The sequence below is a fragment of the Achromobacter sp. SX5 genome, from assembly GCF_056711425.1.
In genome coordinates, this window is the sequence record NZ_CM160041.1 from 4,589,389 (window position 1) to 4,608,423 (window position 19,035).

Here is a 19,035-nt window from a genome sequence, read left to right on the forward strand (position 1 = left end):
GCCCCTGCGGGCATGCCGTTTTGACCCTGATTGCGCGGGGAACGGGCCCCGCGCCGCAAAGGGATCAGTTCTTGGACTTGTCCACCAGCTTGTTGGCGGCGATCCAGGGCATCATGGCGCGCAGCTTGCCGCCCACCACTTCGATCTGCGATTCCGCGTTGATGCGGCGGCGCGAGGTCAGCGTCGGGGCGCCGGCGGCGTTTTCCAGGATGAACTTCTTGGCGTATTCGCCGGTCTGGATGTCCGTCAGGCACTGGCGCATGGCCTTGCGGGTCTCGTCGGTGACGATCTTCGGGCCGGTCTCGTATTCGCCGAATTCGGCGTTGTTCGAGATCGAGTAGTTCATGTTGGCGATGCCGCCTTCGTAGATCAGGTCGACGATCAGCTTCAGCTCGTGCAGGCACTCGAAGTAGGCCATTTCGGGCGCGTAGCCGGCTTCCACCAGCGTGTCGAAACCGGCCTTGATCAGTTCGACGGTGCCGCCGCACAGCACGGCCTGTTCGCCGAACAGGTCGGTTTCGGTTTCTTCGCGGAAGTTGGTTTCGATGATGCCGGCGCGGCCGCCGCCGTTGGCGCTGGCGTACGACAGGGCCACGTCGCGCGCGGCGCCCGACTTGTCCTGGTACACGGCCACCAGGTGCGGCACGCCGCCGCCCTGCTTGTAGGTGTTGCGCACGGTGTGGCCCGGCGCCTTCGGCGCGATCATGATGACGTCGATGTCTTCGCGCGGCACGACCTGGCCATAGTGCACGTTGAAGCCGTGGGCGAAGGCCAGCGCGGCGCCGGCCTTGATGTTGGCGTGCACTTCCTTGTTGTAGACGGCGGCGATGTTCTCGTCGGGCAGCAGCATCATGACGATGTCGGCCGACTTGACGGCTTCGGCGACTTCCTTGACTTCCAGGCCGGCGTTGGCGGCCTTGTTCCACGAGGCGCCGCCCTTGCGCAGGCCGACCACGACCTTCACGCCCGAGTCATGCAGGTTCTGCGCGTGCGCATGGCCTTGCGAACCGTAGCCGATGATGGCGACGGTCTTGCCTTTGATGAGGGAGAGATCGCAGTCTTTGTCGTAGAAAACTTTCATGGTTGTGCTCCAGATTCCAGTATTTTGGATTTTTTCAGTTCAGATGTAGGGTGCGGCGGTCAAAGCTTCAGAATCCGTTCGCCGCGTCCGATGCCGGACACGCCGGTGCGCACGGTTTCCAGGATGGCACTGCGGTCCAGGGCCTCCAGGAAGGCCTGTACTTTTTCCTGCACCCCCGTCAGTTCGATGGTGTAGGACTTGTCGGTCACGTCGATGATGCGGCCGCGGAAGATGTCCGCCATGCGCTTCATTTCCTCGCGCTCCTTGCCGACGGCCCGCACTTTCACCAGCATCAGCTCGCGTTCGATGTGCGCGCCCTCGGTCAGGTCGACGACCTTGACCACGTCCACCAGGCGGTTCAGGTGCTTGGTGATCTGCTCGATGATCTCGTCGGACCCGGTGGTCACGATGGTCATGCGCGACAGGGTGGCGTCCTCGGTGGGCGCCACGGTCAGGGTCTCGATGTTGTAGCCCCGCGCGGAAAACAGGCCCACCACGCGCGACAGCGCGCCGGGTTCGTTTTCGAGGAGGACGGAAATCACATGCTTCATGGGTGGCCTCCTTACAGGTCTTCAGAGCCGAGCAGCATTTCGGTCAGCCCGCGGCCGGCCTTGACCATCGGCCACACGTTTTCGGTGCGGTCGGTGATGAAGTCCAGGAAGACCAGGCGGTCCTTGTGCTTCTTGAACGCTTCGCGCAGCGCCGGCTCGACGTCGGCCGGGCGCTCGATGCGCAGGCCCACGTGGCCATAGGCCTCGGCCACCTTGACGAAATCGGGCAGCGAATCCATGTAGGACTCGGAATAGCGCGAACCGTAGTCGATCTGCTGCCACTGCCGGACCATGCCCAGGAAGCGGTTGTTCAGGCAGACGATCTTCGGCGTCAGGCGGTACTGGTGGCAGGTCGACAGCTCCTGGATGTTCATCTGGATGGACGCCTCGCCGGTGATCACGGCCACGTCGCTGCCCGGATTGGCCATCTGCACGCCCATGGCGTAGGGCAGGCCCACGCCCATGGTGCCCAGGCCGCCGGAATTGATCCAGCGGCGCGGCTTGTCGAACTTGTAGTACTGGGCCGCCCACATCTGGTGCTGGCCCACGTCGGAGGTGACGAAGGCGTCGCCGCCGGTCACTTCCCAGAGCTTTTCCACCACGAACTGCGGCTTGATGACCTCGTCCGAGTTGGCGTACTTCAGGCATTCCTTGCCGCGCCAGGCCTCGACCTGCTCCCACCACTTGGCGATGGAGGCGGGCTTGTGTTCGGCCGCGGCAATGTCGTACTGGGTGCTGAGATCGGCCAGCACGTCCTTCACGTTGCCCACGATCGGCACGTCCACGCGCACGCGCTTGGAGATCGACGAGGGGTCGATGTCGATGTGGATGATCTTGCGGGCGTTCTGCGCGAAGTGCTTGGGATTGCCGATCACGCGGTCGTCGAAGCGCGCGCCGATGGCCAGCAGCACGTCGCAGTGCTGCATCGCCATATTGGCTTCGTAGGTGCCGTGCATGCCGGGCATGCCCACGAACTGGCCGCTGCTGGCGGGATAGCCGCCCAGCCCCATCAGGGTGCTGGTGCACGGCGCGCCCAGCTGCGTGACGAGCTTGTTCAGTTCGGGAGCGGCGTCCGACAGGATCACGCCGCCGCCCGTGTAGATCATCGGGCGCTCGGCCGACAGCAGCATCTGCACGGCTTTCTTGATCTGCCCCTGGTGGCCCTTGTTGACGGGCGCGTAGGAGCGCATCGAGATTTCGCCCTTGGGCGGCGCGTACTTGCACTGCGCGACGGTGATGTCCTTGGGGATGTCCACCAGCACCGGGCCGGGACGGCCGGTGCGCGCGATGTAGAACGCGCGGCGCATGGTCTCGGCCAGGTCCTTGACGTCGCGCACCAGGAAGTTGTGCTTGACGCAGGGGCGCGTGATGCCGACGGTGTCGCATTCCTGGAAGGCGTCTTCGCCGATGGCCGCAGTGGGCACCTGCCCGCTGATGATGACCATCGGGATGGAGTCCATGTAGGCGGTGGCGATGCCGGTGACGGCATTGGTCACGCCGGGGCCGCTGGTCACGATGCAGACGCCGACCTTTTGCGACGAACGCGAATAGGCATCGGCGGCGTGCACGGCAGCCTGCTCGTGGCGCACCAGAATATGCTGGAATTTGTCTTGCTTGAAAATCGCGTCGTAGATGTAGAGCACCGCGCCGCCGGGGTAGCCGAAAACGTGTTCCACGCCTTCTTCGGCCAGGCAGCGCACGACGATATCGGCGCCATTCAGTTCCATGTTGTCATTCCTTTCAAAACCGGCCCTGCAAACCCTGTCTGCTGCCCGCCCGGATACGACGGCAACTGAACCCATACCGGCTGCGGCAACATGATCCGGCGCTTAGCGGCTCACGGAGCCACGCCACCCGGACACCCTGCCGACCCGGCACACGCTCGACAGAACGCAGTGCAAACGCCCCTGGGGGACGCTGGAGGTCGAAATGGAAGCCTTGGCAACACACGCTTGTGGCGCGGCCAACGGCAGGTGTAACTGCTGCGGGAGGGCTGGGAGGTGACCCTGGCCATCCGCCTCAACGCGCCGGCTTCGGATAGCGGGCCGGCGCAAGTGGGGGAATTTACCGCGTTGCGTCAAAGGTGGCAAATCGGCGTTGCGTGGAAGTTTCGGTAACCATCCGACCCCGAAAAAATCCACAGTCTCTCTATACTTATCCCGTCGCCCAGAATCGAGCCCGCCCATGGATTTGCGCATCGCCAGCATCCGCCGCTTCCTCTACAGCCACTACTTCTTCGGCGGGGTGCGCCAGGGGGTGGGGATGCTGTTGCCCGTGCTGGTGGTGGGCGGCCTGTTCGGCAATTACACGACGGGCCTGGTGGCGACCTTCGGCGCGCAGTGCCTGGCCATCATCGACCAGCCCGGCGGCCCGCAGCGCCACCGCACCAACGAAATGCTGGGCGGCGCAGCGCTGGGCACCCTGACCGTGGTCATCACGGGGCTGGCGTCCAGCTATCCGGTGCTGATCTGGCTGGCGGTCATCGCGCAGTGCTTCGTCTATTCCATGTTCAGCGTGTTCGGCAAGCGCGGCGGGCTGATCGGCTTCGCCGGCCTGCTGCTGATGACGCTGACCATGCATACGCCGCTGCAGCCGCACGAGGTGCTGGCGCACGCCACGGCCACGCTGGGCGGCGCGCTGTTCTACCTGGTGTTCAGCCTGGGCTTTTCGCGCCTGTTCTGGCTGCGCGAAGAGCAGCAGGCCATGTCGGTGGCGCTGTTCGCCACCGCCGACTACGTCGCCGCCCGCGCCGCCTTCTACGACACCACGTCGGACCTGGACGAGGCCTACCGCGACCTGATCCAGCGCCAGTCCGTCATGACCGACAAGCACCAGGCCGCGCGCGACATGGTGCTGCGCGCCCTGCCCCGCGGCAAGGGCCTGGGCGACCGCCAGCGCGTGATGATCTGGAACATGTTCGTCGACATGCTGCTGCTCCTGGACACGCTGGTGGCCACGCACACCGACTACGCGGCGCTGCGCCGCGCGCTGGCCGGCAACGACTGCCTGATGTTCATGCGCGACGCGCTGGTGAAGATGTCGCTGGAGCTCAACCGCATCGCGCTGGACGTGTCGCGCGGACGCAAGGTGCAGTACCGCAGCAGCGCCAAGGCCGAGCTGCGCGCCATCGAGTACGAGATCGAACAGCTCAAGCAGCAGGGCCTGGGCGAGCGCGAGCCCGAGATGCTGGCGCTCATCATCCAGGTGCTGCGCCGCCTGCGCAATTCGGCGCGCATCGTCGACCGGCTCGCCGACCACACCGCCGCCTCGCCGGACGCCAAGCCCACCGACGTGCTGCGCATCAACAAGTCGCTCACGCGCTTCATTTCGCGCCAGGAATTCCGCCTGGGGCTGCTGACCAGCAACCTGCGGCTGGACTCGCCGCACTTCCGCTACGCGCTGCGGGTCACGGCGGCGGCCGCGATCGCCATGACGCTGGCCAGCCGCTGGCTGTCGCCGGCGTTCTCCTCGCACAGCTACTGGATCATGCTGACCATCGTCATCATCATGAAGCCGGGCTTCGCGCTCACGCGCCAGCGCAACGGCTGGCGGCTGATGGGCACGCTGATAGGCTGCCTGGGCGCCCTGCTGCTGTTCCACCTGACCGACCAGCCCGAAATCCTGTTCGCCGTGCTGCTGGGCGCATGCATCATGGGCAACAGCCTGGTGCAGCTCAACTACATGGCCAGCGCCATCTTCAATACGCTGTTCGTGGTGCTGGTGTTCCACTTCGTCTCGCCGGGCACGGTGTCCATGGCGGTGATCGGCGAACGCGCGCTGGACACGCTGCTGGGCTGCGCGCTGGCGCTGGTCTGCAGCTATATCCTGCCCTGGTGGGAAGCGCGCTACCTGCGCCCGCTGGCCACGGCGGCCACACGCGCCAACCGCGAATACCTGCTGGCGGGCCTGCGCTACGTCGAGGCGATGCAGGCCCACGGCGCCCCCGTGGGCGCGGCCGCCGGCGACACGCCCGCCGTGACCGACGCCGACCTGGCGTGGCGGCTGGGACGCAAGAACGTGCACATCGCGTTCAGCAATTTCGCCGAAGCCTTCTACCGGATGATGAGCGAGCCCAAGTCGCACCAGGTGAACGTGCCGGAGCTGAACAACCTGCTGATCCAGAACCACGTGCTGGCCTCGCAGATCACGGCGGCCATTCCCATCCTGGCCGCCCTGCCCGCCACGCCCGAGGCCGTGCAGCGGGCCTTGAACGGCGTGGCCGGGCTGCTGGACCAGAGCCGCGCCCAGCCGCCCGCCGACCTGCCCACCCAGTTCGACACCGAAGGCGAACAGGCCGCGCTGGTCTATCCCATCAAGCAGATACTGAAGGCCGCCCACATGATCCGCCAGGAACTGCAGGCGCTGGAAGATCCCGCCCACGCGCCGCAGATGGCGGTGGCGGCCTGAGCGCCGCCCCCCGTATTACGCCTTGCGCCGGAACAGCAGCTTGTCCGCCGACGACGCGGAGGCGTCATACGCATAGCCTTCCAGGTCGAAACCCTGCAGGCCTTCCGGCTTGGAGACCTTGTGCAGGATGGCGTAGCGCGCCATCAGGCCGCGCGCGCGCTTGGCATGGAAGCTGATGACCTTCCAGGCGCCGTTTTTCCAGTCCTGGAACACGCACTGCACCACGCGCGCCTTCAGGGTCTTCAGGTCGACCGACTTGAAGTATTCCTCGGACGCCAGGTTGACCACCACCGGCGCCTTCTGGCCGGCCTGGCGTTCGTTGAGGTAATCGGCGATGGCGCTGCCCCAGTATTCGTACAGGTTCTTGCCCTTGGGCGTCTGCAGGCGCGTGCCCATTTCCAGCCGGTACGGCTGCATCAGGTCCAGCGGACGCAGCACGCCATACAGGCCGCTCAGGATGGCGACGTGCTCCTGCGCCCAGTCCAGCTGCTTGGCCGAGAGGGTCGAGGCTTCCAGCCCTTCGTACACGTCGCCGTTGAAGGCCAGCACCGCCTGGCGCGAATTGGCCTGGGTGAAGCTGCGCTTCCAGTGGGCGTAGCGCTGCACGTTCAGCTCCGACAGCGCCGGGCTCAGGCTCATGAGCTCGGCGATGTCCTCGGCCGACTTGGTCTTCAGCACCTTGATCAGGCCGGCGGCCTGGTCCACGAACAGCGGCTGGGTATGCGTCTCGATGTGCAGCGGCGAGTCGTAGTCCAGCTTCTTGGCGGGGGAAAGCAAAAACAGCATTGCGGGTTTCCTTTGTTCAGCGCGCCGTCCAGCCGCCATCGACCGAGACGGACGTTCCAGTGATTTGGGCCGCGGCGTCGGAGGCCAGGAACACGGCGGTGCCGCCCAGTTGTTCCGGCGTCACGAATTGCAGCGACGGCTGCTTTTCGCCCAGCAGTTCGCGCGCGGCGGCTTCCTGGTCGATGCCGTTCTTTTCGGCCAGCGCGGTGATCTGCTTTTCCACCAGCGGGGTGCGGACCCAGCCCGGGCAGATGGCGTTGGCGGTAATGCCCTGGCCGGCCGTCTCCAGCGCCGTGACCTTGGTGAAGCCCACCACGCCATGCTTGGCGGCCACGTAGGCCGACTTGTAGGCCGAGGCCACCAGGCCGTGCGCCGAAGCAATGTTGATGATGCGGCCGAAGCCCTGCTTCTTCATGTGCGGCAGCGCGGCGGCGGTGCCGTGGAACACGGCCGACAGGTTCAGCGCCAGGATGGCGTCCCATTTCTCGACCGGGAATTCCTCGATCGGCGCGGTGTGCTGGATGCCGGCGTTGTTGACCAGGATGTCGATGCGGCCCAGCTGGCGCACGGCGTTCTCGATCAGGCCGCGCACGGCCTCGCCCCTGGACAGGTCGGCGCCGTCGTAGATCACCTTCACGCCATGTTTTTCGGCCAGGCCGGCGCGGACTTTTTCGATCTCGGCCGCGTCGCCGAAACCATTCAGGACGATATCGGCGCCTTGCGCGGCGAAGGCCGTGGCGATGCCCAGGCCGATACCGCTGGTGGAACCGGTGACGAGGGCGACTTTTCCTTTGAACATGGACGTTCTCCTGTGATCTCGCATGGGGCGGAAAGCGAAGCAGGCGTCAAGTGTAGCTGCCCCGCATGTCGGCCATCATGCCATGCCCGCAAGACCGTCAGGGTCAAGCCGCGGAAGGCGGATCGCGCGGCGTGCCGGCCTCGTCGGCGGGCGGCTGGACGGCCGGCAGCTCGGCCATGCCGCCGCGGTTTTCCGGGATGCGCTCGAGCAGCTTGATCAGCACCGGCACCACGCCCATGGAGATGGCGACCACCACGGAAAGCACGTCGCGCTGTTCCAGGTCCACCAGATGGTTGTCCCAGGCTTCGTTGAAGATGGCGAAGCTGAATTCGCCGCCCTGCGCCAGCGCCACGGCGAACAGCAGCCGGTGGTAGCGCGGCAGCCCCAAAAAGCGCGCGAAGCCGTACAGCACCGCGCCCTTGACCAGCAGCAGCGCGGTGACCCCGACGACGATGAACAGCCAATGATGCTGCACCACTTTCAGGTTCACCGACATGCCGATGGCCACGAAAAACAGGCCCAGCAGCAAGCCCTTGAACGGGTCGATGGCCTTTTCCAGTTCCTCGCGGTAGCGCGACTCGGCCATCAGCACCCCCGCCAGGAACCCGCCCAGGCCGGCCGACAGCCCGGCATAGTCGAACAGCTGGGCGGCGCCCACCACCATCAGCAGCGCCGCGGCGGTGAACAGCTCGTTCAACTGGGCGCGCGCGGCCCAGCCCAGCAGACGCAAGTGGTGAGCCGCGGCGACCACGGCCACGGCGATCAACGCCTCCTTGAACGACGGCGCCGAGCTTCCGTCCGATCCCATCAGGCCGGCCGCCACCAGCATCGGTATCGCCGCCATGTCCTGGAACAGCAGCACCCCCAGCGCCGACCGCCCCAGCGGCATCCGCGTCAGGCCGCGTTCCTCCAGCAGGCGCAGGGCCACCGCCGTGGACGACAGCGCCAGCGACAGGCCGCAAAGCACCGCCGCCTGCCAGCTCATCCCGGCCAGGTGCCGCAGCGCCGCGCCGAACACCACGCCCAGCAGCAGCCCGCAGACCAGCATCTGCAGCGAGCCCAGGACGAACACCTCGTTGCGCATGGCCCACAGCCGCCTGGGCGACAGTTCCAGCCCGATGATGAACAGCATCATCACCACGCCCCACTGCGACACCCCGATCATGGTGTCCACGTTGGTCACCAGCTTCAGGCAGGACGGCCCCACCAGGATGCCGGCGATCAGGTAACCCGGAATGGCGCCCAGCCCCAGCTGCTGGGTGATGGGCACGCACAGCACGGCCGCAAGCAGGAGGATGAGGATCAGATCCATGGGCGCAAGGGAGCGGAAAGACCGGCGCGGCGCGCCGGCGTTGCCGGGATTCTGGGCAAAGAACGGCGGCGCCGGTAGTTAGTTAAAACCCCCGTGGCGGGCTTTTTTCAGGCCCCTTTACACAAACGAAAAAAATCCTGTAGAATTGCGGGCTTCGCTAGTTCGACGACGAAGATTCTTCCGACCAGGGATCTTTCGCTAAAAGCGGATCGCAAGATCCGGCTTTCGCCGTCATCGGAACATCAATAGCGAAAAGGAGAGGTGGCAGAGTGGTCGAATGTACCTGACTCGAAATCAGGCGTACGGTATCCCCGTACCGTGGGTTCGAATCCCACCCTCTCCGCCAGTATTCAAAAAGGCCAATCCCTCGGGATTGGCCTTTTTTCTGTCGGTGACCCGGGCACCTCTCCCTATTGCTTCACCAGCTCCACGCGCCGGTTCCTGGCGCGGCCTTCCTCGGCGTCGTTGGACGCCACGGGCGCGAGCGATGCCACGCCCCTGGCCGACAGCCGGCCGGCGGGAATGCGGTAGGACTCGGCCAATGCCTTGGCCACGGCGTCCGCGCGCTTTTGCGACAGGTCCATATTGCGCGCCAGGCTGCCCTGGTTGTCGGTATGGCCGACGATGTAGACCTTGAGCGCGGGATTGGCCTGCAGCAGCTTGCCCATTTCGTCCAGCGCGGCCTTGGAATCGGCCTTGACCTCGGCCTTGTCGGTATCGAAATACACGCCATAGACGGCGACCCTGCCGGACTCGGTCAGCGCTTTCTGCATGGCCGTCGCGTCGGGCAATTCGACCTGGCCCGTCTGCATGGCCTTGAGTTCGACCACCTGCAGGAACACCGGCGTGCGTTTGTTGGCTTCGTCCTGCATGACGTCCAGGAACGCATAGACGTCGCCCGACGGCGCCTGCTTCCTGGCAAGCATGGCGTAGTACTTGCCGCCAAAGACGGCGTCGCCGTGGCCGAGCGGGCTGACTTTGCCGCTGTTGAAGACGTAGGACTGGAAATCCCCGCCGCACTGCTCGTCGCCCTTGCACTCGAAGACGGTCTTGAAGCCGCCCGCCTGCAAGGTGTCCTGGTAATTGCGGTAGACCTCGAGCGCCGACTTGCCGCCGTCGATGCGATAGCCGATGCGCGTGACCTTGCCTTCGAGCGCCAGGGCCTTGGCCTCGGACTCCTTGGGGATGGCCTGGTCGGGCGCCAGCGCTTCGTCGTAATCCAGCTGTTTGTAGGCGTTGATCTGCGCGCCCGAGAAACGCCCCACCAGCGGGTGGTCCCTGGAGCCCGCCACGTCTGCCGCATGGCCCGGCAGCGCCGCCGCCATCAGTGCCGCGCCCAGCAGGGCGCAACGAACGCTACTTGCAACACATGCCATCGGGGCCGGGCCTCCTTGCGCCGAAATCCTGGGTTGAAGACCCGCGTTTCCTCAGACCGGCGCCGTGGGCCGGGCCAGTTGGAACAGGTCCGAGGAGCGAGCATACCAGCCGCCCCCGTGCATGCGCGCGATCAGCCCCAGGGCCGGCGTATCCACGTGGCCGCGGGCGGCGTCGCGCACGTACGCGTCGTCGACGTGCGCCCCCAGCACGCGGCCGATCACCACGATCTGGCGCGGGCCGGTCACGACCGTGGCCTGGCTGACGCATTCCAACGACACCGGGCTGCCTTCGATCAGGGGCGGACGCACGTGGATGGCCGGCCTGGCGGTCAGGCCGGCCGCCGCCAGTTCGTCCACCTCGGGCGGATAGTCGGCGCAGGTCTGGTTCATCTGCCGGACCAGGGACTCGGGCACCAGGTTCACGACGAACTCGCAGTTCTCGATGATGTTGGCGCCGGAGTCCTTGAACTCGCCGTTGGCATGGCGCATCAGCCCGATGGCCACCGTGGGCGGCTGGTGCCCCATGACGTTGAAAAAGCTGAAGGGCGCCGCGTTCACCACGCCCTTGCCGGAGATGGTGGTGAGCCACGCGATCGGACGCGGGGTGACGGTCGAGGTCAGCACGTTGTAGACCGTCTGCGCCGGCAAGGCGCTGAAATCGAAATGCATGGGTCAGGCCTCCTGCCGGCCGTCGTCCAGCGCCGACACCGGACGCTTGGCGCGGGTGTCGACCTGCAGCTGGAAGACGTCGGGCCGCGCGTAGTGGCCGGCGACGTCGAAATCGAACTTGCCGCGCAGGATCTGGTTGGGGTCGATGTCCGCGTACAGAATCGTCTCGCCCGAGTAGTCCGGCCCGGCCAGCACTTCGCCCAGCGGGTCGATGATGGCGCTGCCGCCGCGCATCAGCACCGTGTCCGGCTTGTCGCCCAGCGCGCATTCGAAGTCGTCGGGATAGGCGTCGCGGCGCAGGTGCTGGCACGAGGTCAGCACGTAGCAGCGCCCTTCCAGCGCGATGTGGCGCATGCTGGGAATCCAGGAGTCGCGGTCGTCGGCGGTGGGCGCGCAATACAGCGCCACGCCCTGGCCGTACATGTACATGCGCAGCATGGGCATGTAGTTTTCCCAGCAGATGACCGCGCCGATCTTGCCGTAGGGCGTGTCGAACACCGGCAGGGTCGAGCCGTCGCCGAATCCCCACACCAGGCGCTCGCCGGCCGTGGGCATGAGTTTGCGGTGCTTGCCCGCCAGGCCCTGCTGGCCGTTGAAGTACAGCACGGTGCAGTACAGCGTGCCGCCGTCGGCTTCGATGCAGCCCATGACCACGAAGCTGTCGGTATCGGCCGCGGCCTGCGCGATCAGCGCGACTTCCTCGCCGTCCAGGCGCACGGCCTGGCGGTGGTAGCTGGCGTAGGCGTCGCGGCCTTCGGGCTTGCGCATGCCTATCGGCGCGCCGAAGGAGTTGCCCTTGGGATAGCCGCCCAGGAACGCTTCGGGGAACACCTGCACCCGCGCGCCCTGCTCGGACGCCTGGCGGATCAGCGCCGCCGCCTTGCGGGCGCAGGCGAGGCTGTCGGTGGGGATGGACGCCGCCTGAATGACGGCGGCCTTGAATCTGGGTTGCACGGACATGTCTCTCCTCTCTCTCAGTGCGTCGGGTCGTCGTCGATGGCCGTGGCGCGGGTGTTGGGCAGCAACAGGCTGCCGATGACGCCGACCACCGCCGTCACGGCGACCGGGTACATCAGGCCGCCGAAGATATTGCCGCTGGCCTGGGCCAGGTAGGTCGCGGTAAAGGGCACGATGCCGCCGAAGATGCCGGCGCCGATGTGGTACGGGAAGGATAGCGCCGTATAGCGGATGCGGGCCGGAAACAGCTCCACCAGGTAGGCCGCGACCGGGCCATAGACCATGGCGACCACGGCGGTCATCAGCACCAGGATCAGCACGATGACGGTGTTGTCGACTCGCGCCGGATCGGCGCGCTCGGGGTAGCCGGCGGCGGCCAGCGCGGCGGCGTAGCCGGCCCGGTCGAAGCCGTTGACGGTCTGGCCGCCCACGCTCATGGCGATCTCCTGGCCCGGCAGCGGCTCGGCATACTCGAAGTTGATGCCCTTGGCGACCAGGAATTTCTTGGCCTGCACGCAGACTTTCTTGTGGTCGGCATGGCTGCCCACCATCGCCGCCTGCAATCCGAAGTCGCAGGCGCCGCCGCCGACATCGGCATGCACGCGCACCGGCGTGGTCTGCATGGCCTGCGCCAGGGCGGGATTGCCGGCCTTGAGCAGCACGTCGAACATGGCATGGTAGCCGATGGCGGCGATGAACAGGCCGGCCATCATGATCCACTTGCGGCCGATGCGGTCGGACAGCCAGCCGAACAGCACGAAGGTCGGCGCGCCGATGATGAAGCCGATCAGAATCAGCGTGTACACGCTGGTCTGGTCCAGCTGCACCGCCTGCTGCAGGAAGATCATGACGTAGAACTGGCCGGTGAAATAGGTCGCGCCCTGGCCGGCGGTGACGCCGACCAGCGCCAGCAGCACCAGGCGCAGGCTGGACCATTGGCCGAAGGTCTCCTTGACCGGATTCTTCGACAGGCGGTTCTGCTGCTTCATGCGCGTGAACACGGGCGACTCGTGCAGCCTGGCGCGCACATAGATGGAAATCGCCAGCATCACGATCGACAGGATGAACGGCAGGCGCCAGCCCCATTGGCGGAAGTCCTCGGCGCTCATCGCGGCCTGGGTGCACAGGATCACGACCAGCGACAGGATCAGCCCGGCCGACGAGGTGATCTGGATCCAGCCGGTCAACAGGCCGCGGCGCCGCGGCTCGCAATGCTCGGCCACATAGATCACCGCGCCGCCGTATTCGCCGCCCACGGCCAGGCCCTGCACCACGCGCAGGGTCAGCAGCAGTATCCACGACAGGTGGCCCGCCGATTCATAGGTGGGCAGGCAGCCGATCAGCACGGTCGCCCCGCCCATCATCACCACCGTGATCAGGAAGGTGTACTTGCGCCCGAGCCTGTCGCCGAGATAGCCAAACAGCACCGCGCCCAGCGGCCGGATGATGAAGCCCACCGCCAGCGCGCCCAGCGCCGCCAGCAGCGCCACGGTCGGATTGTCCTGCGGAAACAGCACCTGGCTCATGAAGACGGCCAGGGTTCCATAGATGAAAAAGTCGTACCACTCGAACAAGGTGCCGAGGGTCGATGCCACCACGACCTGGCGTTCCTCTTTGCGGCTGAGCGTCTGCGCGCCACCCGGATGCTGCATTGCAATATTTGCGTCCATGCCTGCTTTCCCGATCACTTAGATTGATACTGCTGTAGTCATTAACTATTATCAAATCTAAAGCCGGGGCTGAAAAAGCTGGGGAAAACCCGGCACGCGGCCCCGGAAGGCCCCCGGCGCCGCTGCTACACTCCCGCCAGAAACAGAGGAGGCAGTCATGGCTAGGCCCGCCGGCAAGGTCGATGAAAACGCAGAAAAAGCGCCAGCCGCCGCGCGCAGAGGCATCCAGTCGATCGAAGTGGGGTTCCGCATCCTGGACCTGATCCGCAAGGCCGGCCGCCCGATCCCGTTGAAGGAAATCGCGCAGGCCTGTGAACTGACGGTGCCCAACGTCCATTACTACCTGGTGAGTTTCCAGAAGGTGGGCGTGGTGCAGCAGCACGCGGACACCGGCCATTACGGCCTGGGCCCTTATGCCTTGCGGCTGGGACTGGCGGCGCTGGAGCAGTTCGACGTCTTCACCACGGCCCGGCCGGTCATGGCCGAGGTGGCCGCGATCACCGGCCAGACGGTGTTCCTGGGAGTCTGGGGCAACAAGGGTCCGACCATCGTCTACCGGGTCGAGGGCAGCCGCAGCCGGCCGCTGCTGGAATTGCGCGTGGGCAGCGTGCTGCCGCTGCTGTCGTCGGCGCTGGGCCGCAACTTCCTGGCGCATCTGCCGCAAGCCAGCACGCGCGAGCTGCTGGAGCAGGAAATGGCCTCGCCGGTGCCCGAGGGCGCCGGCGGCGCGGCGGGCAACTCGTACACGCTGCAGGACGTGCAGGCCATCCGCGACGAGGTGCTCAAGCACGGCCTGAGCCGCTGCCGCGACGCGCTGCTGCCGCATTTCACGTCGCTGTCGGCGCCCATTTTCGACATGCTGGGCGAAATGAAGGCCGCCATCACGCTGATGGGGCCGGTCGGCTCCATCGACGACGATCTGCAGTCCGAGACCGCGCGCCTGCTCGGCGAGAAGGCGCGCTCGATCTCGGCCTCGGCCGGCTGGGCGGCCCCCGCCGGGGGCTGAGCGGCCCGCCCGCGGCCGCTCAGCCCTCGGCGACGAGCTTGGCGTCCTTGATGGTCCTGGCGTATTTCTGCTGTTCCTGCCGCATGAAATCGGCGAAGCGCTGCGCGCTGCCGCCGCCTTCTTCCGCGCCGATCTGCGCCAGCTTTTCCTGCACGTCGGGCATGGCCAGCACGCGGTCGATGTCCTGGTTCATGCGCTGGACCATGGGGCCCGGCATATTGCCCGGGCCCACCATGCCGAACCAGATGCTGGCCTCGAATCCGGGATAGCCCTGCTCGGCCACGGTGGGCACGTCCGGATGGCTCTTGGAGCGGCGCTGCAGCGTCTGCGCCAGGCCGATCACCTTGCCGGACTGCAGCAGCGGCGTCGCGGTGGTCATGCCTTCGAAGCAGTACTGCACGTGGCCGCCCATCAGGTCGTTCATCAGCGGCGCGGAGCCCTTGTAGGGCACGTGCAGCACGTCGATGCCGGCGCGCGCCTTGAAGATCTCCAGCGCCAGGTGCTGGGCCGAGCCGCTGCCGGCCGAACCGAACACGATCTTGCCCGGCTGGGCGCGGCACAGCGCGACCAGTTCGGGCAGCGTCCTGGCCGGCTGCGAGGCGCCGCCGATCAGGATGGTGGGCGTCTTGCCCACCAGCGCGATAGGCGAGAAATCGCGCTCGACCGAATAGGCCAGCTTGGGCTGCAGCCCGGGCGCGATGCCGTGGCTGTTGACGTGCGCCATCATCAGCGTATTGCCGTCATTGGGCTGGCGGGCCACCTGCTCGGCGGCGATTACGCCGGCCGCGCCCGCGCGGTTTTCGACGATGACGGGCAGGTTCCACAGCACGCCCAGCTTCTGGCCCAGCAGGCGCGCCAGCACGTCGGTGCCGCCGCCGGCGGGAAACCCCACCACGATTTTCACCGGCCCCGACGGCATGTCCTGCGCCCGCGCCATCGCCGGCAGCATCAGCGCCGCGCCCAGCGCCACGGCGCCGCTCATGAATTGCCTACGTTGCATTGCTGTCTCCTCGCGCGCCGGTCTTGCCGCCGGCGACTGATAGTCATGCGGCGCCGCGGGTCGCGACGCCGCCCGCGGCGCTCAGCGGCCGACGCGGGTCCACTTGCCGTAGCGCTCCACCATGCGCTCATCGAAGCCGAAGCCCAGGCCGGGTTCCTGGTGCAGGATCACGCGGCCGTTCTTGTGGCTCAATTGGCGGTCGACCAGCTTGCGGAAGTTCAGCACCTGGTCGTCCCAGAAGAATTCGACGTAGCGCGCGTTCGGCGTGGCAGCCACCAGCGGCGCGTGCACGTCGTGGAACCAGTGCGGGCAGACCACCACGCCGTAGCTGGCGGCGGTGGCGGCGATGCGCTTCCATTCGGTGATGCCGCCGCACACGGCGGCGTCGGTCTGGAGGATGCCCGCCGCGCCCTTGTCCAGCAGCTCCTTGTGATACCAGCGGCCGTAGCCGATTTCGGCGGTGGCGATGGGCAGGCGCGTCAGCCGCGCCAGCTTGGAGTGGCTATCGATGTCATCGGGGCCGAACGGCTCCTCGATGAAGTAGGGATCGTATTGCTCGAAGCGGCGGATGTACTGCATGGCCTGGGTCACGTCCTGCCAGGCGTTGTTGCAGTCCATCATCAGTTCGACGTCCGGCCCCACGGCTTCGCGCGCGGCCTTCAGGCGCGCCTCTTCCTCGGCCGGCGACAGGCGGCCGGTCTTCATCTTGACCGCGCGGAATCCCTTGTCCACGTAGCTGGCCATTTCCTCGCCCAGGTGCTGCGGCGTCTTGCCGTCGAGGTAGTAGCCGCCGCTGGCGTATGCCGGCACCGACTCCAGCTCGACCGCGCCCAGGTAGCGGTGCAGCGGCAGGCCGGCGGCCTTGGCGTTGAGGTCCCACAGCGCGATGTCCAGCGCGCTGAGCGCGCGCATCACCGTGCCCTGGCGCCCCTGCAGCAGCGCCTCCTGGTACATGGCCTGCCACAGCCCCTCGACGGCATGGGAATCCTTGCCCAGCAGCACCGGCGCGAGCAGGCTCTGCACCGCCGCCTCGAAAATGGCGCCGCCGGCGCTGCCCACGTAGCAGAAGCCTATGCCTTCGACGCCGTCGGAAGAGCGGACCTTCACCAGGCCATAGTGCCGCGACGACACGGTGCGGTTGGAAAACGAGGTGACTTTGTCCAGGGGCACCGCGGCGGCGCAGACGTCTATGGATTCGATGATGGGCACAACAGGCTCCTTTGGGGGGCTGAGAGGTTCGGCTGGCGCCGCCAGCGCGACGCCCTGCACGTATTCTTGCCGTGGCCAAAGAAAACAACAATTATCGTCACCCATCTTTAGAATATGGAAAAACCATCTTCCACAGGGCTGCCGCCGCCATGGACTCGCGTTTTCTGCAAACCTACGTGCACGTCGTGGAACTCGGTTCCATCGCCCAGGCCGCGCGCCACCAGGGCCTGACGCCGGCCACCGTGCAGCAGCGGCTGCGGGCGCTCGAAGCCGACATGGGCAGCGCGCTCATCGCGCGCTCGGGCCGCACCGTCAAGCCCACGCCGGCCGGCTTGCGCATCCTCGAACGCGCCCGCGCCATCCTGCGCGACGTGCGCGACCTGCGCTCTGCGGCCTCGGACACCGAACTGCCCGCCGGCCCGCTCAGGCTGGGGGCCACGCCCACGGCGCTGACCGGCATCATGCCGCCGGTGCTGCGGACCTGGGTGGCGCGCCATCCGCAGATCGAGATCTACATAGAACCCGCCCCCACCACCCTGCTCTACAGCAAGGTGCTGTCCGGCGAACTGGACGGCGCGCTGCTGGTGCACCCCCTGTTTTCCATTCCCAAGACCTGCGCGTGGCGCGACCTGCGGCGCGAGCCGCTGGTGCTGGTGACCCCGGCCAGCATGAAAGTGCGCGACCCGCTGGCCGTGCTCGCGCGCGAGCCGTACATCCGCTACGACCGCAGCGTGGTGGGCGGCAAGATGGCCGAGGATTATCTGCGCGCGCGCAATCTGCGCCCGCACGTGCGCTTCGAGCTCGATGGCATCGACTCCATCGCGAGGTTGGTGTCGGAAGGGCTGGGCGTCGCGCTGCTGCCGGACTGGGCCAGCACGGACGCGCCGGCCGCCGACGTCAGGCGCTGGCCGCTGCCGGCGCCCTGCCCGGTGCGCACCGTGGGCGCGATCTGGCCGCGCGCGGGCGTGCGTTCGGCCTTGATGCAGGCCTTCGTGGAACTGACCGAGACGCAGCTCGGGCTGGCCCGGGACTAGGCGTCGCGGCCGTCGCGCGCCACGACTGCGCCGCGCGACACCACCAGCCGGCGCGGCGCGCGCTGCGCCACGGCTTCGGCCACGCAGCTGGCGTCGACCAGCACCAGGTCGGCGCGCGCGCCCGGCGCCAGGCCGTAATCGGCGAAGCCGCAGGCGCGGGCCGCGGCGGCGGTCACGCAATCGAAGGCCCATTCGACCTCGTCGTCGCGGCGCAGGTCGTTGCGCAGCCCGATCAGCATGGCGCGCGCCAGCATGTCGGGACTGCCGTAAGGGGTCCAGGTGTCGCGGATGCCGTCATTGCCGCCGAAAAGCGTCACGCCGGCGTCGCGGCAGGCGCGCAGCGAAGGCACCGGACGCGAAGGCGGCGCGGTGGTCAGCAGCGCCACGTCCAGCGCGGCGAGCCGGCCCAGCAGGCCCTCGAGGCGCTTCGCGTCCACCCCGCCCAGGCAGAATGCGTGGCTGATGACGACCTTGCCGTTCATGCCCAGCGCCTGGGTGCGGTCCAGGATCAGTTCCAGCGTGAACGCGCCCAGTTCGCCCGGTTCGTGCAGATGGATGTCCACGGGCTTGCCATGCTTGTCGGCCAGGCCGAACAGCACGTCCAGCGAACGCGCGGGATCGCGGTCGATGGCCGAAGGGTCCAGTCCGCCCAGCACATCGGCCCCGTTCGCCAGCGCCCGGTCCAGCAGCTCGGCGGTGCCGGGCCGCACCAGCAGGCCCGACTGGGGAAAGGCCACGGTCTGGATCTCGACGCGGTCGGCCAGTTCCTGGCGCGTGGCATGCACGCCGTCCAGGTGGCGCAGCCCGGCATCGGTATCGACGTCGACGTGGGTGCGGATGCGGGTCGCGCCTTCGCGCAGGAACGCCAGCGCCAGCGCGCGCGCATGGCTGGCGGCGTCATGGCCGGTGCTGGCGCGCCATTGCCGTTCGTTGTGGATGCGGTCGGTCAGCGCAGGACCCACCTGGTTCACGTACCAGGGCGAACCCCAGGTGGTCTTGTCCAGATGGGTATGGCCTTCGATCAGGCCGGGCAGCAGCAAGGCGCCGCCGCCGTCTTCCAAGGCCATGCCGGGCTCGGCTTCCAGCGCCGGGCCGATTTTCCGGATGCGCCCGCCGCGCACCAGCACATCCACCGGATCGCGACCGGCCCGGACGTTTTTCAATAAGAGGTCGGTCAT

16 protein-coding genes and 1 tRNA gene are annotated in these 19,035 nt (G+C 67.1%); 4 read left to right on the forward strand and 13 right to left on the reverse strand.

Annotated elements, in window-relative coordinates:
* Positions 1-64: 64 nt before the first annotated feature.
* Genes ilvC through AC1M14_RS21455 form a run of 3 tightly spaced genes read right to left on the reverse strand, consistent with a single transcriptional unit; the run spans position 65 to position 3,359 of the window.
* Positions 65-1,081, reverse strand: a complete 1,017-nt coding sequence (gene ilvC, locus AC1M14_RS21445; protein WP_102774258.1) for a ketol-acid reductoisomerase — start codon at positions 1,079-1,081, stop codon at positions 65-67.
* A gap of 59 nt (positions 1,082-1,140) precedes the next feature.
* Positions 1,141-1,632 (reverse strand): acetolactate synthase small subunit, encoded by a 492-nt coding sequence (gene ilvN / locus AC1M14_RS21450; RefSeq protein ID WP_102774257.1) that lies wholly within the window; start codon positions 1,630-1,632, stop codon positions 1,141-1,143.
* Positions 1,633-1,643: 11 nt separating this feature from the next.
* The gene (locus tag AC1M14_RS21455; protein WP_102774256.1) at positions 1,644-3,359 is read right to left on the reverse strand and encodes an acetolactate synthase 3 catalytic subunit; all 1,716 of its coding nucleotides are present in this window, start codon (positions 3,357-3,359) and stop codon (positions 1,644-1,646) included.
* Positions 3,360-3,816: 457 nt separating this feature from the next.
* Between AC1M14_RS21455 and AC1M14_RS21460 the strand changes: the two genes are divergently transcribed.
* Positions 3,817-6,039 carry an FUSC family protein gene (locus AC1M14_RS21460; RefSeq protein ID WP_479730422.1) on the forward strand — a complete coding sequence of 741 codons (2,223 nt, stop codon included), beginning with the start codon at positions 3,817-3,819 and terminating at the stop codon, positions 6,037-6,039.
* Positions 6,040-6,054: 15 nt separating this feature from the next.
* Here AC1M14_RS21460 and yaaA read toward each other — a convergent pair whose 3' ends face one another.
* The 3 genes from yaaA to AC1M14_RS21475 form a co-directional block, all read right to left on the reverse strand.
* A complete protein-coding gene (yaaA, locus tag AC1M14_RS21465; RefSeq protein WP_479730423.1) occupies positions 6,055-6,825 on the reverse strand; it encodes a peroxide stress protein YaaA in 771 nt (256 codons plus the stop codon).
* Positions 6,826-6,841: 16 nt separating this feature from the next.
* The gene (locus tag AC1M14_RS21470; protein WP_479730424.1) at positions 6,842-7,624 is read right to left on the reverse strand and encodes a 3-hydroxybutyrate dehydrogenase; all 783 of its coding nucleotides are present in this window, start codon (positions 7,622-7,624) and stop codon (positions 6,842-6,844) included.
* Positions 7,625-7,727: 103 nt separating this feature from the next.
* A complete protein-coding gene (locus AC1M14_RS21475; RefSeq protein WP_479730425.1) occupies positions 7,728-8,936 on the reverse strand; it encodes a cation:proton antiporter domain-containing protein in 1,209 nt (402 codons plus the stop codon).
* Between the two features lie 255 nt (positions 8,937-9,191).
* Here AC1M14_RS21475 and AC1M14_RS21480 point away from each other — a divergent pair.
* Positions 9,192-9,282, forward strand: a tRNA-Ser gene (locus tag AC1M14_RS21480).
* Positions 9,283-9,346: 64 nt separating this feature from the next.
* Here AC1M14_RS21480 and AC1M14_RS21485 read toward each other — a convergent pair.
* From AC1M14_RS21485 to AC1M14_RS21500, 4 genes are read right to left on the reverse strand one after another with little or no spacing between them, the layout of a single operon-like run.
* On the reverse strand, positions 9,347-10,312 hold the full coding sequence (locus AC1M14_RS21485; RefSeq protein WP_479730426.1) for an OmpA family protein: 966 nt from the start codon (positions 10,310-10,312) through the stop codon (positions 9,347-9,349).
* Positions 10,313-10,363: 51 nt separating this feature from the next.
* Positions 10,364-10,981, reverse strand: a complete 618-nt coding sequence (locus AC1M14_RS21490) for a flavin reductase family protein (protein ID WP_102774251.1) — start codon at positions 10,979-10,981, stop codon at positions 10,364-10,366.
* Positions 10,982-10,984: 3 nt separating this feature from the next.
* Positions 10,985-11,941 (reverse strand): carbon-nitrogen hydrolase family protein, encoded by a 957-nt coding sequence (locus AC1M14_RS21495; protein WP_479730427.1) that lies wholly within the window; start codon positions 11,939-11,941, stop codon positions 10,985-10,987.
* Between the two features lie 14 nt (positions 11,942-11,955).
* Positions 11,956-13,608: an MFS transporter gene (locus AC1M14_RS21500; RefSeq protein WP_479730428.1), complete on the reverse strand. Its 1,653-nt coding sequence runs from the start codon at positions 13,606-13,608 to the stop codon at positions 11,956-11,958.
* A gap of 157 nt (positions 13,609-13,765) precedes the next feature.
* Between AC1M14_RS21500 and AC1M14_RS21505 the strand changes: the two genes are divergently transcribed.
* Complete coding sequence (locus AC1M14_RS21505; RefSeq protein ID WP_479730429.1) at positions 13,766-14,614, forward strand: IclR family transcriptional regulator; 849 nt, start codon at positions 13,766-13,768, stop codon at positions 14,612-14,614.
* A 19-nt stretch (positions 14,615-14,633) separates the two neighbouring features.
* Here the strand turns inward: AC1M14_RS21505 and AC1M14_RS21510 are convergent, their stop codons facing one another.
* Positions 14,634-15,614, reverse strand: a complete 981-nt coding sequence (locus AC1M14_RS21510; protein ID WP_479730430.1) for a Bug family tripartite tricarboxylate transporter substrate binding protein — start codon at positions 15,612-15,614, stop codon at positions 14,634-14,636.
* An 81-nt stretch (positions 15,615-15,695) separates the two neighbouring features.
* Positions 15,696-16,823 carry a mandelate racemase/muconate lactonizing enzyme family protein gene (locus tag AC1M14_RS21515; protein ID WP_479730431.1) on the reverse strand — a complete coding sequence of 376 codons (1,128 nt, stop codon included), beginning with the start codon at positions 16,821-16,823 and terminating at the stop codon, positions 15,696-15,698.
* A gap of 149 nt (positions 16,824-16,972) precedes the next feature.
* Here AC1M14_RS21515 and AC1M14_RS21520 point away from each other — a divergent pair, with 149 nt between their 5' ends.
* On the forward strand, positions 16,973-17,857 hold the full coding sequence (locus AC1M14_RS21520) for a LysR family transcriptional regulator (protein ID WP_479730432.1): 885 nt from the start codon (positions 16,973-16,975) through the stop codon (positions 17,855-17,857).
* On the opposite strand, the gene AC1M14_RS21525 is transcribed toward AC1M14_RS21520, so the two are convergent.
* Positions 17,854-19,035: an amidohydrolase family protein gene (locus tag AC1M14_RS21525; protein WP_209165095.1), complete on the reverse strand. Its 1,182-nt coding sequence runs from the start codon at positions 19,033-19,035 to the stop codon at positions 17,854-17,856. The genes AC1M14_RS21520 and AC1M14_RS21525 overlap by 4 nt on opposite strands.

What these genes read in the sequence shown, in the direction of transcription:
- ilvC (WP_102774258.1), bottom strand. Translation starts at nt 1,081, where the DNA reads ATGAAAGTTTTCTACGACAAAGACTGCGATCTCTCCCTCATCAAAGGC.
- ilvN (WP_102774257.1), bottom strand. Translation starts at nt 1,632, where the DNA reads ATGAAGCATGTGATTTCCGTCCTCCTCGAAAACGAACCCGGCGCGCTG.
- AC1M14_RS21455 (WP_102774256.1), bottom strand. Translation starts at nt 3,359, where the DNA reads ATGGAACTGAATGGCGCCGATATCGTCGTGCGCTGCCTGGCCGAAGAA.
- AC1M14_RS21460 (WP_479730422.1), top strand. Translation starts at nt 3,817, where the DNA reads ATGGATTTGCGCATCGCCAGCATCCGCCGCTTCCTCTACAGCCACTAC.
- yaaA (WP_479730423.1), bottom strand. Translation starts at nt 6,825, where the DNA reads ATGCTGTTTTTGCTTTCCCCCGCCAAGAAGCTGGACTACGACTCGCCG.
- AC1M14_RS21470 (WP_479730424.1), bottom strand. Translation starts at nt 7,624, where the DNA reads ATGTTCAAAGGAAAAGTCGCCCTCGTCACCGGTTCCACCAGCGGTATC.
- AC1M14_RS21475 (WP_479730425.1), bottom strand. Translation starts at nt 8,936, where the DNA reads ATGGATCTGATCCTCATCCTCCTGCTTGCGGCCGTGCTGTGCGTGCCC.
- AC1M14_RS21485 (WP_479730426.1), bottom strand. Translation starts at nt 10,312, where the DNA reads ATGGCATGTGTTGCAAGTAGCGTTCGTTGCGCCCTGCTGGGCGCGGCA.
- AC1M14_RS21490 (WP_102774251.1), bottom strand. Translation starts at nt 10,981, where the DNA reads ATGCATTTCGATTTCAGCGCCTTGCCGGCGCAGACGGTCTACAACGTG.
- AC1M14_RS21495 (WP_479730427.1), bottom strand. Translation starts at nt 11,941, where the DNA reads ATGTCCGTGCAACCCAGATTCAAGGCCGCCGTCATTCAGGCGGCGTCC.
- AC1M14_RS21500 (WP_479730428.1), bottom strand. Translation starts at nt 13,608, where the DNA reads ATGGACGCAAATATTGCAATGCAGCATCCGGGTGGCGCGCAGACGCTC.
- AC1M14_RS21505 (WP_479730429.1), top strand. Translation starts at nt 13,766, where the DNA reads ATGGCTAGGCCCGCCGGCAAGGTCGATGAAAACGCAGAAAAAGCGCCA.
- AC1M14_RS21510 (WP_479730430.1), bottom strand. Translation starts at nt 15,614, where the DNA reads ATGCAACGTAGGCAATTCATGAGCGGCGCCGTGGCGCTGGGCGCGGCG.
- AC1M14_RS21520 (WP_479730432.1), top strand. Translation starts at nt 16,973, where the DNA reads ATGGACTCGCGTTTTCTGCAAACCTACGTGCACGTCGTGGAACTCGGT.
- AC1M14_RS21525 (WP_209165095.1), bottom strand. Translation starts at nt 19,035, where the DNA reads ATGACCGACCTCTTATTGAAAAACGTCCGGGCCGGTCGCGATCCGGTG.